General features: G+C 41.3%; 13 protein-coding genes and 6 tRNA genes. 15 read left to right on the forward strand and 4 right to left on the reverse strand.

What is annotated here, in order from left to right:
- Positions 1-45: 45 nt before the first annotated feature.
- Positions 46-1623, reverse strand: coding sequence for a LysM peptidoglycan-binding domain-containing protein (locus tag WDB87_RS11430; RefSeq protein ID WP_286246733.1), 1578 nt, complete (start codon positions 1621-1623; stop codon positions 46-48).
- A gap of 183 nt (positions 1624-1806) precedes the next feature.
- Positions 1807-2580, reverse strand: coding sequence for a hydroxyacylglutathione hydrolase (gene gloB / locus WDB87_RS11435; protein ID WP_337849935.1), 774 nt, complete (start codon positions 2578-2580; stop codon positions 1807-1809).
- 53 nt (positions 2581-2633) lie between these two features.
- Between gloB and WDB87_RS11440 the strand changes: the two genes are divergently transcribed.
- On the forward strand, positions 2634-3410 hold the full coding sequence (locus tag WDB87_RS11440; RefSeq protein ID WP_337849936.1) for a class I SAM-dependent methyltransferase: 777 nt from the start codon (positions 2634-2636) through the stop codon (positions 3408-3410).
- A gap of 76 nt (positions 3411-3486) precedes the next feature.
- Here WDB87_RS11440 and rnhA read toward each other — a convergent pair whose 3' ends face one another.
- The gene (gene rnhA / locus WDB87_RS11445; RefSeq protein WP_337849937.1) at positions 3487-3951 is read right to left on the reverse strand and encodes a ribonuclease HI; all 465 of its coding nucleotides are present in this window, start codon (positions 3949-3951) and stop codon (positions 3487-3489) included.
- Positions 3952-4019: 68 nt separating this feature from the next.
- Here rnhA and dnaQ point away from each other — a divergent pair, with 68 nt between their 5' ends.
- From dnaQ to WDB87_RS11515, 14 genes are all read left to right on the forward strand, one after another.
- Positions 4020-4733 carry a DNA polymerase III subunit epsilon gene (gene dnaQ / locus WDB87_RS11450; RefSeq protein ID WP_337849938.1) on the forward strand — a complete coding sequence of 238 codons (714 nt, stop codon included), beginning with the start codon at positions 4020-4022 and terminating at the stop codon, positions 4731-4733.
- An 8-nt stretch (positions 4734-4741) separates the two neighbouring features.
- Positions 4742-6112: a TIGR03503 family protein gene (locus WDB87_RS11455; RefSeq protein ID WP_337849939.1), complete on the forward strand. Its 1371-nt coding sequence runs from the start codon at positions 4742-4744 to the stop codon at positions 6110-6112.
- Between the two features lie 98 nt (positions 6113-6210).
- A tRNA-Asp gene (locus tag WDB87_RS11460) sits at positions 6211-6287 on the forward strand.
- 41 nt (positions 6288-6328) lie between these two features.
- Positions 6329-6405 (forward strand) — tRNA-Asp (locus WDB87_RS11465).
- Between the two features lie 31 nt (positions 6406-6436).
- Positions 6437-6513 (forward strand) — tRNA-Asp (locus WDB87_RS11470).
- A gap of 37 nt (positions 6514-6550) precedes the next feature.
- Positions 6551-6627 (forward strand) — tRNA-Asp (locus WDB87_RS11475).
- A 37-nt stretch (positions 6628-6664) separates the two neighbouring features.
- A tRNA-Asp gene (locus WDB87_RS11480) sits at positions 6665-6741 on the forward strand.
- 53 nt (positions 6742-6794) lie between these two features.
- A tRNA-Asp gene (locus WDB87_RS11485) sits at positions 6795-6871 on the forward strand.
- A 422-nt stretch (positions 6872-7293) separates the two neighbouring features.
- A complete protein-coding gene (locus tag WDB87_RS11490) occupies positions 7294-8007 on the forward strand; it encodes a response regulator transcription factor (protein ID WP_337849940.1) in 714 nt (237 codons plus the stop codon).
- Complete coding sequence (locus tag WDB87_RS11495) at positions 8004-9368, forward strand: histidine kinase sensor domain-containing protein (RefSeq protein WP_337849941.1); 1365 nt, start codon at positions 8004-8006, stop codon at positions 9366-9368. The genes WDB87_RS11490 and WDB87_RS11495 overlap by 4 nt, the downstream gene beginning before the upstream one ends.
- A 106-nt stretch (positions 9369-9474) precedes the next feature.
- Positions 9475-11514, forward strand: coding sequence for a TonB-dependent receptor domain-containing protein (locus tag WDB87_RS11500; protein WP_337849942.1), 2040 nt, complete (start codon positions 9475-9477; stop codon positions 11512-11514).
- A gap of 17 nt (positions 11515-11531) precedes the next feature.
- On the forward strand, positions 11532-12665 hold the full coding sequence (locus WDB87_RS11505) for a PepSY-associated TM helix domain-containing protein (protein ID WP_337849943.1): 1134 nt from the start codon (positions 11532-11534) through the stop codon (positions 12663-12665).
- Between the two features lie 200 nt (positions 12666-12865).
- On the forward strand, positions 12866-13456 hold the full coding sequence (locus WDB87_RS11510) for an ABC transporter ATP-binding protein (protein WP_337849944.1): 591 nt from the start codon (positions 12866-12868) through the stop codon (positions 13454-13456).
- On the forward strand, positions 13453-14565 hold the full coding sequence (locus WDB87_RS11515; protein WP_337849945.1) for a DUF6136 family protein: 1113 nt from the start codon (positions 13453-13455) through the stop codon (positions 14563-14565). Before WDB87_RS11510 ends, WDB87_RS11515 begins: the two co-directional genes overlap by 4 nt.
- A gap of 4 nt (positions 14566-14569) precedes the next feature.
- Here WDB87_RS11515 and fadE read toward each other — a convergent pair whose 3' ends face one another.
- The gene (gene fadE / locus WDB87_RS11520) at positions 14570-17026 is read right to left on the reverse strand and encodes an acyl-CoA dehydrogenase FadE (protein WP_337849946.1); all 2457 of its coding nucleotides are present in this window, start codon (positions 17024-17026) and stop codon (positions 14570-14572) included.
- Positions 17027-17115 lie beyond the last annotated feature (89 nt).

Raw genomic sequence — 17115 nt, forward strand, 5'->3', positions numbered from 1 at the left:
AAAAGGAGCGCATGCGCTCCTTTTAAGTATTTATTAAACAGTGGGTTAACTACTTCTTACATCAACTTTAAGCTTTAACTTTTGACCCGGTTGTAAATACTTTTGGCCGGCTAAGTTATTCCACTTAATTATTTCGCTTACGGTTAAATTAAATTTAGAGGCAATACGTGCAAGCGAGTCACCACGGCGTACTTTGTAGGTAATAGTACGATTGGTACTTGCAGTTGCTTGTGGTTTACTCGCTGATTTATAAACAGTAAGCTTTTGATTTAATTTAAGTACTGCATTTTTCTTCAACTTGTTCCACGAAGCCAGTTCATCCATGGTGACATCGTATTCGCGGCTAATGTCCCACAGGGTGTCGCCACTTTTAACTGTGTGCGACAGCTTAGTACGGGTGGCTTTATTAGCAGCTAAACGCATTTGCTTAGGTAAATGTTCGCTATTAATTGCCCCATCGGTTAAGGGGACTAATAACTGTTGGCCAATACGTATGGTGTTTGACTTTAATTTATTAAGCGAACGAATAGCACTGGTGCTGGTGGTAAACTTTTTAGCAATAACCGACAGGCTATCACCGCGCGCCACTGTGTATTGTTGCCAGCGTAGGCGGTCTTTAACATCGGTTTGCGCCAGCTTTTGGCTAAATTGTTCAGCTTTATCGGTGGGTAATAGTAAAAAGTGCGGGCCGTTAGGGTCGGTCGCCCAGCGGTTAAAGCCTGGGTTTAACCTGTATAACTCAGTAAGGGTCATATCGGCCATATCTGCGGCAAGTGCTAAGTCAATCTGTGTGCCTACATCAACCACCTCTACAACTTGCGCGTTAATAACTGGTTTCCACTTTACATTAAACTCATCAGCGCGTTTTAATAAATCGGCAAGGGCTAAAAGCTTTGGTACATACGCGGTGGTTTCGCTTGGTAAATCTAAAGACCAAAAATCGGTAGGTAAATGCTTTTTACGATTTTTCTTAATCGCACGCATTAAGCGCCCTTCGCCCGAGTTATAAGCCGCTATGGCGTTTAACCAATCGCCTTCAAGGGTTTTATGTAAATACGATAAGTAATCAAGGGCAGCACGCGTAGATTGCACTATGTCGCGTCGGCCGTCATACCACCAGTTTTGTTTTAAATCAAAACGCTCGCCCGTTGCTGGCATAAATTGCCAAATACCCGAAGCACTGCGATTAGAGTAACCAAATGGGTCAAACGCACTTTCTACAATAGGTAAAAGGGCGATTTCGATAGGCATTTCGCGCTTTTCTACTTCTTCAACAATAAAGTGTAAGTAAGGTTCTGCGCGTTTTGAAATGCGGTCTAAATAAGCTTGATGACGCGCATAGTAATTACGCTCGGTAACAACAGGGCGGTTTTGCGGTACATCAATAGACAGTTGGTAGCGAATGCGCTCCCACACATCATCAAAAACGGGGGCGTCTTCGCTCTGCTCAACGTGTTGATATTGCTCGTTTACCATCAATGCATTGTTAATATCGTTAGGGCTTGCGCCTTCTAAGCGCTTATTTGCTTGGGTAGCAGCTTGTGCGTCTGAATCTACGGTTGTTAATGTTTGACAACCACTTAGCGCAAGCGCCAAGGCAATTAATAGAGGAGATTTATTCATATATACCAATACATCAGGTAAAAAACTCGGCGAATACTACCCGTTATGAGTCAACATTGCCACTTAACGACCAACTTTAACATGCTGATAAAACCATGCGCTATTTTTAAACCCATGGTTTTACTTAGCTCAAAGCTAAACATGATGCTGCAAAATTAATTACAACAGGTCAACATATCTTAACTAAAAGTTGTCTTTGAAACGTCTCAGACTAGCAAAGTTTTCCCATGGTTCATTGTTTTTTGTAACCAGTATAAATTCTCTTGGGATTAACTCTGTAATAGTAGGTAGGTCACTGCGCATAAATGGGTTAATTTTAAGCTCTTGGCCTATTGTGCTTGGCAGTGTTATTTCGCTCTTAGCGCGCTGCGCATCTACTTTATCGCTGTATTGGAGTAGCTCAGGGTTACGCGGCTCAACGGCTTTTGCAAATGCTAAATTGGCTTGTGTGTATTCATGCGTACAGTACACTTTGCAGGTTTTAGGTAGCTCACGCAGCTTATTAAACGACTCCCACATTTGCTCAGGCGTGCCTTCAAATAATCGCCCACAGCCCCCACTAAAAAGCGTATCGCCTGTAAAAGCCAACTCTTCGTGAATATAACAAATGTGATCAAGGGTATGGCCAGGGGTGGTAATAATGTTAAAACGCGTACCCAATACCTCAATGCTATCGCCATCAACCAGTGTATTGGTGATCCCCGCAAACGGACTGTTTATAGGGCCGTACACTGCAATGTTTGAAAACTGTTTTACAAGTTCGCCTACGCCACCGGTGTGATCGCTATGATGGTGGGTAATTAAAATGCCACCAAGTTGTAAGTTATGCTCCGCTAAATGCGCCATAACGGGCTGGGCGTCGCCTGGGTCAACCACCCATGCTAGGTCGCTATTATGGGTAGTTAAACACCAAATATAATTGTCAGAAAATGCTTTAATTGCTTTAACTTGCACCATATTAATTTGCTCTATAAAGTGACGGGTAACACCTAGTATAACGAGCTATAAAAATGAAACCAGCCCTTAGTTTTCAAGAAGGACCCAAACCGCTGTCATGGCAGCAGTTCCCTCATGGGGATTATTTACGTGCTGACATTGAACAAAAAATGGATCAATGGCTGGGGCGTATGTTTGGTTACCATATGCTTAAATTAGGTAATTTAAGTGGCGAACTTAATACCAGCGTAAGCACTATAAAACACCAAGTATGTGTTGCCGAAAAGGGGCCTTACACAGGTGTAATAGCCGATATAGACGAACTGCCTTTTTATGAGCACAGTGTTGATGCGTGTATTTTAAGTCACTGCTTAGAGTATCACTCAGATCCACACCACATATTACGCGAGGCACACCGCACGCTGATACCCGGTGGATACATTGTTATTACCGGATTTAATCCATTTAGTTTATGTGGATTGGCGCAAATGTTGCCCTTTAGCGGTCAAAAACTGCCGTGGACAGGGCGCTTTTTTACGCCTGCACGGGTAAAAGATTGGCTAAACTTATTAGGGTTTGAAATTATTAGTGATGATCGCTTTATTTACTCATCCCTTGCACGGGGTAACAGGCTTTCGCGGTTTGCGTTTTGGCGCAGTTTTGCCAAACAGTATTTAAAACCTATGGGGAGTGTGTATATGTTGATAGCGCGAAAACGTGTGGCTCCGCTTACGCCTATAAAACCTAAGTGGCATGCAAGGCCACAGTTTTCACCCGTAAAAGGGGCTGGGCTTAGGCAAACCTCAAAGCAGCACTTTAAGCAGTGTGAGCAAAAAAATAATAATAGTTAATGGGTGCGTATGCACTTTTTAACTAACCCATTAGCTTTTTGTTCACGCCACTAAAAAGTACCTAAGTTTTAACGGGTTAAGGCTGGTACCCTACATCGTCAAGCAGGTTGCTACTGCTTGCGGCGTCACGGGCTAAATCGTCAACTATTTCGTTATATTTATGCCCACTATGTCCCTTTACCCATTTCCATGTAACCGTATGCTCACTGCAAGCGCTATCAAGGCGTTTCCACAAATCAACATTTTTAACAGGCTTCTTCGCCGATGTTTGCCAGCCTCGTTTTTTCCAATTTGCAATCCACGACTCAATGCCTTGCTTAACATATTGGCTATCTGTAGTGAGGTTAACGGTGCAAGGGCGGGTAAGTGATTCAAGGGCAACAATGGCCGCTAGCATTTCCATACGGTTGTTTGTGGTGAGCTTATAGCCTTGGCTTAATTTTTTTTCGTGGCCGTTATAAATCATAAAAATACCATAACCACCTGGGCCCGGATTACCTAAACATGAGCCATCGGTGTAAATCTCTACGGTTTTTTGCACTGTTTTACCTTGATATTATGTACAATAAAGTGATTATAGAAAGATACCAGAGTCAGGCTAAATTCGATATGGCACGTAGACAAATAGTTTTAGATACAGAAACCACCGGCATCGACCCCAAACAGGGGCACCGCATTATAGAAATTGGGTGTGTAGAATTAGTAAACCGACGTTTAACCGGTAATAATTTTCATGTTTACATTAACCCACAACGCAGCATAGAAGAAGAAGCGATAGATGTTCATGGTATTACCAACGAATTTTTACGTGACAAACCACTTTACCGCGATATAGCGCAAGAGTTTTTTGACTACATTAAAGGTGCAGAGCTTGTAATACATAACGCCCCGTTCGATGTGGGCCACATGGATAACGAATTTGCATTGCTTAACCAAGGCTACCCAAATACCCACGATTACTGCCAAGTTCTCGACACCCTTAAAATGGCGCGTGACTTGCATCCTGGTCAAAAGAACAACCTAGATGCTTTGTGCCGCCGTTACGATATAGATAACGCAAAACGAACATTGCACGGCGCATTACTGGATTCTGAAATTTTAGCCGATGTTTACCTAGCCATGACTGGCGGGCAAACCAAGCTAAACTTAAACCAAAATAAAGATGACGGCAGCGAGCAACAGACTGGCGGCATAAGACGCTTAAGTAGTGATAGAGCACCTTTGGTTGTATTGCGCGCAAACGATGCAGAGCAAAGCGAACACGAAGCACGACTAGATCTTGTAAACAAAGAAGGCGGCCACTGTTTATGGCGCGCTGAATAAGGCTAACTATGAAAACGATGTATTTTATAACTGTACTGTGCGCTACCTCGCTGTTTAGCGCCAGTGCGTTTGCGGTTAAGCAAGTAGAGCTGCTTAAACGCGACGGCCAACAAAATGAAATACCGCTGCTAGATAACCGTTTTCGTATAGACAGCCAATTAGACGAAATAACCTTACTATTTTTTAGAAAGCCAGGTTCGCCTGCCGTTATTTTAGTCAGACCTGATGGTAGCAAGTATTTTGCTACTAACGCAGTTAAAGATCCTAACCTCGATTGGTTTGATGAACTTAGTTACGATTTAATCACCATAAAAAAGCCCATGGCTGGCCCATGGCAAGTTATAGGCCGCATTTTGCCCGACAGCCGCATTGTAGTGCTTGGTGAAGTGTCTTTAAAAGCGCAGCCGTTACCCCCTATGTTGTTTAGAGGTGAGACAATAAAAATAACGGGCGAAATTTTAAATGATGATGAGCCTATTGATGCTAACTTATTCACAGAGGTAGTAAGCCTTAACGTTGACTTTGTGAGTACCAACGATGAAAGCTATGCAAACTTTGGTGCAGGCATTCAAGAGGTTGCAGAATTTAAAGACGATGGCCGCGGCTTTGACGAGCGCCCTAGAGATGGCGTATTCACAGGTGAGTTTAATTTAGACTTTCCTGCAGGGCAGTGGACGCCAGAGCTCTATATAGCGACTCCTTTATTACAGCGACGCATAGTGCAAGACCCTATTATTGTGCATGAACCGCCATTTAAATCTGAAATAGCACTGGCAGAGCAAGATATCGACGATCACCTGCTAACTATTAATATAGATAGCAGTATAGTCAAACCCGACACCGTCATTGTGCAGGGGAAAATTTATTACCCTAATAATGAAGAGCAAATGTTTACCATTGATGCGCAAGCGGGTGATACACGCCAACTGGCAATTAAAAACTATGATTGGGGAAGATACAGCGTTGAACTGTCTGTTTTTGGCACTAATATAAACGGTCGTGAGTTTATGGCCACAATACCAACGTACAAATTCGAGATAGAAAGACCCATAGAAGCAGTGCCTGAAATAAACCCTGCTACGCTTATTGATCAAAACCTCCCCCTAGAGACTGAGCCTGTAGAAGAAAAAATGGCCACTTCTACATTAGTGATTTTAATCTTAGGCTGTAATTTACTCATTTTATTGATAGGGTGGTTAGCAATTCGTATTTTTGTACAGAATAAACCGATTAAATTTAAAGTTAAGCTTCCTTTTTTAAAGAAAAAGAAAGCAGCTGATGACGAAGTTGCCAGCGCGGATAAAAATCAAGTCGGCCAAAATGGCTCAAAAAGTGATAAATCAGGTGAAATTTTAAACCTTTCGATGTCAGATGACTAAAAAACCTGTAAAAAAACAAAAAAGCCCTTGACGAAGTAGGGGCTGATTCGTATTATTCACGCCGCTGCAAAGGGAGACCTAAGCAGAAACGAAAATGCGGAGTGGTAGTTCAGTTGGTTAGAATACCGGCCTGTCACGCCGGGGGTCGCGGGTTCGAGTCCCGTCCACTCCGCCAACACTTACACAACATATGGTTGTAAAACATATTCTTATTATGGAGTGGTAGTTCAGTTGGTTAGAATACCGGCCTGTCACGCCGGGGGTCGCGGGTTCGAGTCCCGTCCACTCCGCCAATAAGAAAAAATAACAGTTTAAATATGCGCTGGAGTGGTAGTTCAGTTGGTTAGAATACCGGCCTGTCACGCCGGGGGTCGCGGGTTCGAGTCCCGTCCACTCCGCCACTATTTAAACAACGTTATGTTACAAAATTTGTATGCTGGAGTGGTAGTTCAGTTGGTTAGAATACCGGCCTGTCACGCCGGGGGTCGCGGGTTCGAGTCCCGTCCACTCCGCCAACAAATTTAGTAATGACAAGTAAAATGATATCTCTGCGGAGTGGTAGTTCAGTTGGTTAGAATACCGGCCTGTCACGCCGGGGGTCGCGGGTTCGAGTCCCGTCCACTCCGCCATTTGATATCGTAATAAGATTAGTAAGTGCATTACCCCATGCACATACCACTGCGGAGTGGTAGTTCAGTTGGTTAGAATACCGGCCTGTCACGCCGGGGGTCGCGGGTTCGAGTCCCGTCCACTCCGCCACTTGTTATTTCCTCAATAGCAAGCTTATAAAATTCTCAGTTAAATATTTTAAAAAAAACTCTCTATTTAAGTTTTTAGTAGTTAAACTTCAGTATTTAAGTTATTTATTGCGGACCTCTTCTGTTCAAACATTAAGCTTAATATACCAATATGCAATAATAGTTAATCATTTTGCGAGTCTAAACCTGTCGCTATCTGCGTTAAAAAATTCTCATTTAGAACATTAAATACCAAGTTTATTGCCTAGCTATCAACACGTTTCCCTGCCTCAACATTGACCACTTAATAAAGCGCATTGGTATCACTTAACCAAACAAAATGGTATTAAATAATGAACAATAGTTAATTCAATGTTATTTGATATTGATTTGTATTTCTATTTGCTTTAGTTTCTGTGCATTCGATCACTAACTAGGTTTGATATGCCAAGTTCTCTAGCTTTTCAGAACGCAACCCCCGAATTTGAAATTTTAGTCGTTGAAGATGATAACCTGCTTAACGAGCAAATGAGCGAGTTACTAACCGCCCAGGGTTATGCAGTGACGTCGTGTTTTGATGGTGATGATGCATTGCACCTTGCGGTAACTCAAAGCTTTAACCTGATCTTATTAGACGTCATGCTACCGGGAAAAGATGGTTTAACTATGTTAAATATCTTACGCAGTTGTAATAATATTCCGGTAATTATTGTTTCGGCAAAACATGCAGAAGAAGAGCGGATTAAGGGGTTATCAGCAGGGGCTGATGATTATCTTGCCAAACCATTTAACAGCCAAGAGCTGCTTTTACGTGTAGATTCAGTGCTAAGACGTGTGTTTAAACAAGACGGTAAAGCACCTTATGTTGTTAATATAGAAGGGCTTGAAGTTGACAGCTTACACCAACAGGTGAGCTTACATGGTTCAGTGGTATCCTTTACGCCTATTGAATTTGGTTTATTACATATTTTGATTAAAAATCAGGGGCAGATATTGCTAAAACCTTTTTTATATCAAGTGGTATTAAATAAACGTTTTAGTCAATATGATCGTAGCTTAGATATGCATATGAGCCGAATACGAAAAAAACTAAATAATGCAGGCTGGGATGGAAGTCGTTTGCAAACTGTACATGGCAAGGGGTATTGCATTAAATGACCCGGCGTTTATTTTGGAAACTATGTTTAATTATTGGCACCGGCGTGGTGGCCATGTTTTATTTAATCAATGTTGCAGTTACTCACTTTGAAAACGATATGAGTATGCTCTCAGACTCAAGTCGTGCGCAATTACTTGAATGGCAAAAGCAAGCAGAAGATATATTACACCAAGATGATATTGAGGCACTTGAGCAATGGGTAAGTAACTTACAACAACAAGAGGATATTTGGGCTGTGATTGCCCGTGCGAATGTGGTGGAGTTGGCTGGCAATCGAAACCATCGTTATGAATATACCGGTTACAACCTTGGCCGTAGTATTGATTGGAAGATTCACTTGTATTTTGATCACGCACCAGTGATGCAATTACCTTTCACTCATAATGAAGCAAGTTTAGTGGTGCAGTTACCTGAGCGTATGCGCCCAGGTTCACTATGGAATGCAACTCGCTTGGCATTACAGGTTTTTTTACCTATGCTAATTTTAGTGTGCTTATCCATTGTGTTATATCGCCATATTATGCACCCCATTAGAGAAATGGACAGTGCCACTCGCGCATTTAGTGCGGGAGATTATAGTGTTAGGATCAGAAAACAGTTTGGCTCTCGCAAAGATGAGTTAACCCAGTTAGCAGCTACTTTTGATTTAATGGCTGAGCGGATAAGTGAGCAGATCATGCATCAAAGGGTGCTGTTAACCGATTTATCCCACGAATTGCGTACACCTTTGACGCGGTTAGATATTGCAACAGACAACTTATTAGCCAAGCAGCACGAATTTTCCCTCGAAAACCAAGCGAAATTAGAGCGCATCCATAAAGAGTCGTTACATATTCGTAAACTGGTTGAAGACACTTTGACTTTGTCTTGGCTCGATAATGAATCACCTCAGTTGCGAGTAGAATCACTTGATGTTGTAGATTTACTTGAAATATTAATTGAAGATGCGCGCTTTGAATACCCCGATAAGCGAATAATATCCCAATTACCCAGCCAAGCGCTTATTGAAAATAGCAATCATAGGGCGCTTGGCCAAGCCATTGAAAATATATTAAGAAATGCACTGCGCTATACCCCTAAAAATAAACAGGTTGATATCAGCTGCCACGATAGTGGTGGCCGGTACCAGATTATTATTGCCGATCGAGGTCCTGGAGTGCCTGAGCACTATTTAAATACTATATTTAGACCCTTTTTTCGTGTCGACTCTTCACGTTCGTGTAACAGTGATAGTTTTGGTTTAGGGTTAGCTTTAGCTCAACGTCAATTACATGCGATTGCAGCAGAGGTGGTAGCAAATAACAACTCAACAGGGGGGTTGAGTATGACAGTATGGGTACCGAAAAAAATAGATAATTGAAGTAAAGAATACTGTCTATGTAAATGTAACAAATGTAAAATTGCTATGTTTATTTGCAAAGGGGAATGATAATTCTTTTTATTTGCAAAGTAAAAGGACACTACCCTTGAAAAAGTTAGCCCTAGCCAGTGCTATTGCTGGTCTATATAGCTTATCAGCTGTTGCTGAACAACAAAACGAAACAACAAAGACATCAGTTGAACAAATTACGGTGGTGGGCTCTGCCACTAACCTCTCTATTTCGGCCGAAGAAATTGAACAGTATCAGGCAAACGATTTAGCCGATATCTTCCGCTATTCTCCTTCTGTAAGCGTGGGTGGCTCGGTTAGTGTTGCACAAAAAATATATATTCGTGGTGTTGAAGATTCTTTGTTAAACATTACTGTGGATGGCGCTCAACAAACATCAACACTATTTCATCATATTGGCCGTGTGACAATTGATCCTGATTTATTACAACAAATCGATGTTCAAGCCGGTGCTGGCGAAGCAACCAGTGGTCCAGGTGCTATAGGTGGTTCAATTCGATTTAAAACAAAAAATGCACAAGACTTATTACAAGACGACGAACAGTTTGGCGGACGTGTTAAAGCCAGTTACTTTTCGAACGATGGTACTCGTTTAAGTGGTAGCGCCTATGGCAAGCTGAGTGATACTTGGGGTATTTTAGGCTACTTTAGCACCATTGAGCGCGATAATATGGAAGATGGCAATGGAGATACCATTTATGGGACTGCAGCAGATCAAGACATGTTATTTATTAAGTCCAGCGGTGAGCTTGCCAAAAACCACTATTTGTCGCTTAGTGTAGAGCAGCGTGATGAAGAAGGTGAGTTTTCTGCACGTCCAAACTGGGCTGTACAAGAAGGCGGAGCGTTATACCCAAGTGAAGCCCAGCGCGATACCTACGTTGCAAATTATATCTTTTCTCATAGTCAGTTATTACATTTAGAAGTGAGTGCATATCAAACTGAATCATCTTTTGAAGGTGGACGTTTTGCATGGCTTGCTGATATTGATACCTATGGCTTTGATATTAGAAATACCAGCATTATTGATGAACATAAATTTACCTATGGTGTTGATTACCGTGATGATGAAGTCAGCAGTGGCCCAGCCACTGGTACGAAAGAGAATGCTGAGCAAGGCAGTGTTTTAGGTTTATATGCTCAAGGTTATAGCGATATTACACCCCAATTATTACTGAGCTACGGGGTACGCTACGACAGCTACAAATTCCAACAACAAATTTTATTAGATGAATACTATGGCACACCTATCACAGAAAGTGCATCAAGTTTAGATGACAGTGAAGTGAGTTTTAATGTGGGCTTAGCCTACGATATAAATGAAGCATGGACGTTCGGCTTAGGTTATGCAGAAGCTGCAAGAGGTAAACAAATTGGTGACGGTTTTACCTTAGATGCGTACTTGTATGATGGCTCTGACGCACCGGTTGTATCTGAAAGCTTGGTTCCTGAAACAGTAACAAATATTGAAGCCTCAATCGCGTACTCAAGTGCAAATTTATCAGCTAAAGCCAGTATTTATAACTCAGCCTTAGATGATGTGATTTTTGAAGGGTATGAAGGGAACTCGGTATACAATAATATTGGTACGCTCAATACGAAAGGATTTGAGTTTGACCTAGCTTATCGGGTACAAGCATTTGACTTCTTTTTAGGTTTTTCTGCTACAGATACTGAGCTTGAACCACGTGATGGCATATATTCTGTAAACTATGATGCAATTGATATTAATGGTTACGAATTTGTTGGCTTAGGTAATAGCCGAGGTAATACTTGGGTTGCCGGCGTTGATTATACGATTAATACCGACGCCAAGGTTGGTTTAAGCGTAACCAAAGTGGACTCACTAGATATAGATACATTACATCAGGCGGTTGATTTAGGTTGGACTGATTCAATCTATACATTAAATAAGCCAAGCTACACTACAGTTGATATTTATTCTCAGTGGCATGTCACAAATGAATTATTATTGAATGTAGCAATTACGAATTTATTCGACTCGCTTTATATCGATCATTCAAGCGTTGGCGATTATGGTGAAGTTTTCCCTACCGTTGTTGGGCCTTATGAAGCTGGACGTGATATTCGCTTATCTGTCTCATATCAGTTTTAAGACATAGTTTTAATCTTATGTTTTTAAAATTATTTAAAAAGTGGGTCTTTTGGGCCCACTTAGTTATTGGTGTTTTAGCGGGCTTATTTATTTTTAGCATGGCTTTTACAGGTGCCATTTTAACTTATGAACGGCAAATCGTTGAGCTCAGTGAAATGCGCTTTACGGTTGACTCTGATAACCAACAACAAACTTTATCCACCGATGAGGTTGTGGCTATTTTGCAAAAAATGCATCCAAAGGAGCCACATATTTATATTCGTTGGGTAAATAGAGAAGGGGCCGCTATTCCAGCGTGGGCTGGTAAGCATAGTTATTTACTACATCCTTATACTGGTGTTGTGCTACGAGAGGGGGAGGGGGTTGCCGCAGATTTTTTCCATGTTGTTACTGACCTGCATCGATATTTATTGTTGCACGGACCAGCACAAGTTGTAGGAAAAAATATCAATGGTTATGCCAATCTATTGTTTATCTTTTTATTGCTATCTGGAGTCTACCTTTGGATCCCGAAACGATTTAATCGTTCGGCACTAAAAGGCCGTTTATTGTTAGCAAAAAAATATAAACATACTCAACAACGAGATCGGCAATGGCACTTTGTATTCGGCTTTTGGTGTTTGCCTATCTTATTGGTGTTATCGTTAACAGCAACATTGTTTCATTTTGAGTGGGCCAATAAAGCGTTATATGGGGCATTTTCCCAAGATGTACCGGTAAGAGAAAGGCATCCGTCAGTATCCGATTTGTCGGCCGATATACAGCCTTATGAAGTGTTACTGCAACAGGCTAAAACACACGCACATAATAATGGTGCAGCTGATTGGTATTCAATCTGGGTAGAGTTAGGTAGTAAAAAACATGTAGCCAGGTTTTATATTGATACTAGTATTGGTCATCGACAAGAGCTGGCATATTCATTGTATTTAGATACCCAAACTGGAGATCAGATCAAAACCTTAAGAAAATCAGATTGGTCGCCTGGTGATCAAGCATGGGGTACCGCACGGTTTTTACATACAGGTGAATATTTTGGTGTCATTGGGCAAACAATTGCTGGTATTGCTTCTCTGTTGTGCTGTTTATTAGTTTACACTGGGATTGTTTTAGCATGGCAGCGTTTAGTACCTAGACGCAAAGTTAAAACATAGCAGAGCGATATAAGCAGGTAAAATATTTCGTCAACCAAGCCGCTTTAATTTTATTAAGGCGGCTTTTTCATTAGTGTGGATTGCAAAACACGGCAACTTGACCCAACATATCGCTCTTGGAATGCAAAAAATAGTCGTACACAACAATGAATAGTGCTTTTTGAAATGTTGCTATAATGGTCTGAAAAATAGAGTAAACAATGATACAAATTAAAGGATTACATAAGCAGTTTGGCCATACTATTTTGTATGAAAATTATAATAGACAATTTTTAGCGCCTAAAATATGCATCGAGGCACCTAATGGCCAAGGGAAAACCACGCTATTAATGATACTAGCTGGGCTTGAGACTTACGAAAGTGGTGAGCTTTTGTTTTCTGGAAATCCATTAACCGAACCACATAAGCAAGTTGCTATAGCCTCCGACAGTATTGCTTTACCCGACTTCTTAACAGCAAAGCAAATAATTAACTTATCTTCAAATACATTTGGCTGTTGTTGGCCAACAGCTATAGTTGATGGATTTAATTTTAATGAATTTCTAAATACACGCTTTGACGCCCTATCATCAGGTAATCAAAAGAAATGTCAGTTAATTTTAGCGCTTATGCGCGATGCACCGTATTTACTGTTAGATGAACCCAGTGCAGCGCTTGATCAAGCGAGTATTGAGTATTTATTAATTTTACTTGATAAGTATTTAATCGATAAGCCAAGCGGACAGATAATTATAACCTGTCACGAACCTGCACCATTTATTAAACATAGCTTTGAGTGTATGCCTTTATGATTGCAAATTTAAAACAATCGATTGGCCAATATCGCTCTTTTATGGATTATCGTTTTCAGGCATACAAGACTGAACTTACACAATTATTATTACAACTGAAAAGCTTTGGGCTGTTATTTTTAGTGGTGTTAGGCTCGTCAATACTAGGTTTAATATTACTACTATTTTTAGGGCTTGGAAAAATTATTGATAGTAGTGATGCACCTCAATATGGTGCGCAGATGGCTTGGCTGTATTTGTTGCTACAAAGTGTAATGTTAAGCGCAATGAAGTCCGCAATAAAAAACTCCGCCCAACGAGCGTTTCAACAAACATTAGTAAAGCGGTATTGGCTTGGTTTGATGGATATAAAGCTTTTGCTGTTAAGTCATGGCTGGTTGATTGCAAGCCTTGTTATCGCGGTTGATCTGAGCATAAACCAGTGGCTCAAAGTGCCGCATTTTTTGGTGTTTATACTATTACAATTTATCCTCGGCATTTTATGTTTATACAAACCATTAGCGCTTGTTTATGGATTTTTGTTATCCGCAATATGGCTAATGCTACCGTTTGATGTAACTCCACTGATTTATCAGTGTGGCTTTGTGCTGTTATTTGCCTTAAGTACCTCAATGGCACCTTTTAATTTTGCAGCTAAGTTAGATCTGAGCTCACTTACAGGCTTTTGGCTAATGTTTTTTATACATAACTGTTGGACTTTGATTTGGCGAGGAGCTTTATTGTTGTGCGTATTTATGGCATCTGAGGTATTACTACAAGAGCGCGCTAATTTAGCTGTTATATTCAGTATTTTGTCACTTGCTTTTGTGGTGTTGTTTAGTAGCTCATTACAATTTGATTGTAGTCATCTACATCAGCAATATAGTGTATTTTTTAAAATGCAGAATAAGCAAACGGCATTTTTTATTGGCCAATTTTTTCCTAGTATAATTGTGCTCTTACTATCGCTTATTGTTTTTTTTGCTTTATACAACCAAGCAAGTGGTTTGTTGCTATTAAGTGGTATTGTTTGGTGCTTATTGCAACAAGTTATAGCACAAAAAAAACCAGCGCATTATGCGCTGGTTTGGATGATCACAACAGGCGGGCTGTTGGCTACGTTAACCTAACAGGCTAAGCGGCATCTGCTTTTGTTTCTTCGCTTTTACGTGCGGCTTTACCTGCTAATAAATCAGCGGGGTCAAAGTCATCTACGTTAATCACATCTAAACGAGCTTTTTCTACAGCAGCTAACTTGTCAGCTTCTGCTTGGCTTAATATGCCAGCTTCAAGGCCCATTTGCGCTACTTTATCAAGTTGGAAGAATGGCAGTTTAATGCCTTTTTCTTTACATACTCTTTCAAATAACGGCTCTACAGCAAGTACATCTTTAAGTGTTTGTTCTTGACGGCCCACAAGATTAAGTGGCTCGTCTTTTAAGTAAACATAGCTTGCTAAACGATTACGCGTTTCGCTTGGTACTTGAAGTAGTTGTGCTAGTTTATGCTCAAGTTTGTCGGTCGGTTTACGAACCGGGCGACCAAACGGGAATAACAGTACTTTTAATACACCACGTAGTGGGGCAGACGGCATGTTATTAATTAAATCAGCAAGAGCACGTTGGCAGTGGTAAAGGTGATCCTGACAGCTCCATTTTACTAAAGCTAAATCTTCTTGTTTACGGCCTTCGTCGTTATAACGTTTAAGCGTTGCAGACACTAAGTATAAGTAGCTTAGTAAGTCACCTAAACGTGCAGAAATACGTTCTTTACGTTTAAGCGAGCCACCAAATACCGCCATGCTAATGTCAGACATAAGCGCAAGTGATGCACTAAAGCGTGACGCTATACGGTAAAACTCTGCGGTGTCGTCTTTATACGGTACGCTAGTAAAACGTGCACCGGTAAGCGCAAGCCACTTAGTACGTACAAGGTTAGACATAGTAAAGCCAATGTGGCCCATTAGCGCTTTATCAAATACGTTAAGCGCTTCTTCGCGGTCTTCAATTTCACACGCACCAAGCTCTGTTAGTACAAATGGATGGCAGCGAATTGCACCTTGACCATAAATAATCATATTACGGGTCAAGATGTTGGCACCTTCTACTGTTATAGCAATAGGGGCACCTTGATAGCCACGACCTAAATAGTTATTTGGCCCAAGCATAATCCCTTTACCGCCAAGTACGTCCATTGCATGAATGGTCGACTCGCGCATTTGCTCAGTAAGGTGATATTTAATAATAGCTGAAACAACCGATGGCTTTTCACCTAAATCTACCGCCCCCGTAGACATGCTAACAGCTGCATCTGAGCTGTAAGCGTAACCTGCAAGTTTAGCCAGTGACTCTTCAACACCTTCCATTTTACCAATAGGTAAGCGGAACTGACGACGAATACGGCTGTATGCACCTGTCGCTACGGCAATTGTTTTAATGCCACCGGCAGAGTTTGACGGCAATGTAATTGCACGGCCCACCGATAAACATTCAACTAGCATGCGCCAGCCTTGGCCGGCCATTTCTGGTCCGCCAATAATGTAATCAAGTGGTACAAATATGTCTTTACCGCGAGTCGGGCCATTTTGAAATGGTACGTTAAGTGGAAAGTGGCGACGACCAATTTCAACACCAGGCGTGTTAGTTGGAATAAGTGCACAGGTAATGCCTGGCTCTTTGTTGTCGCTTAGTAAACCATCTGGATCTTGTAGTTTAAAGGCAAGACCAAGTACAGTAGCCACAGGAGCAAGGGTAATGTAACGTTTGTTCCAGGTAAGGCTAATACCTACTACCTCTTCACCGTTCCATTGTCCTTTACACACAACACCATAGTCTGGAATTGAGCTTGCATCAGAGCCTGCTTCTGGCGAGGTTAATGCAAAACATGGAATTTCTTGGCCTTGGGCTAAGCGCGGTAAATAATGGTTTTTTTGATCTTCAGTACCGTAGTGTTGTAATAATTCACCCGGACCTAATGAGTTTGGTACACCAACAATTGACGAAAGCAGTGTTGATTTACTGGTTAACTTTTGCAGAACACAAGATTGTGCAAACGCAGAAAACTCTAAACCGCCGTATTCTTTTTTGATGATCATGGCAAAGAATTTATTATCTTTTAGGTATTGCCATACATCTTGTGGAAGGTCGGTAAGCTCGTGTGTTGCTTCCCAATCATCTAGCATGCTACATACTACTTCTACTGGGCCATCAATAAAGGCTTGCTCTTCAATAGTGAGCTTTGGTACTGGGTATTGGTGTAGTTTTTTCCAATCTGGGTTACCACAAAATAAATCAGCTTCCCACCACGTAGTACCAGCATCGATTGCTGACTTTTCAGTGTCAGACATACTTGGCGTTACTTTTTTAAAGGTAGTAAAAATCGGCTTGATTATATATTGCTGACGAATGCCAGTAACAGAAAGAGGCACTGTGATGATCAAAAAGATCAACCAGCTAATTAAACCAAAAGCACCTGCAAAGGTACCAATTAATAATGTTGCGGCAGAAACACCAAGTGCTGTGTTCCAACTCGCTCTGTGGTAAACCGCGATGCTGAGCAGTGCGATTAAACCGAGTGTAAATATGAGTGTCATTGCTTATTCCTTAATAGAGGTCAGACCACCTCAGTTAGAGTAGCGCTAGTGAGCGTAAGTTTCAAGTACATTACAGCGTTAAATTAACG

It is taken from the genome of Pseudoalteromonas sp. C12FD-1 (assembly GCF_037414265.1).
GTDB lineage: Bacteria > Pseudomonadota > Gammaproteobacteria > Enterobacterales > Alteromonadaceae > Pseudoalteromonas.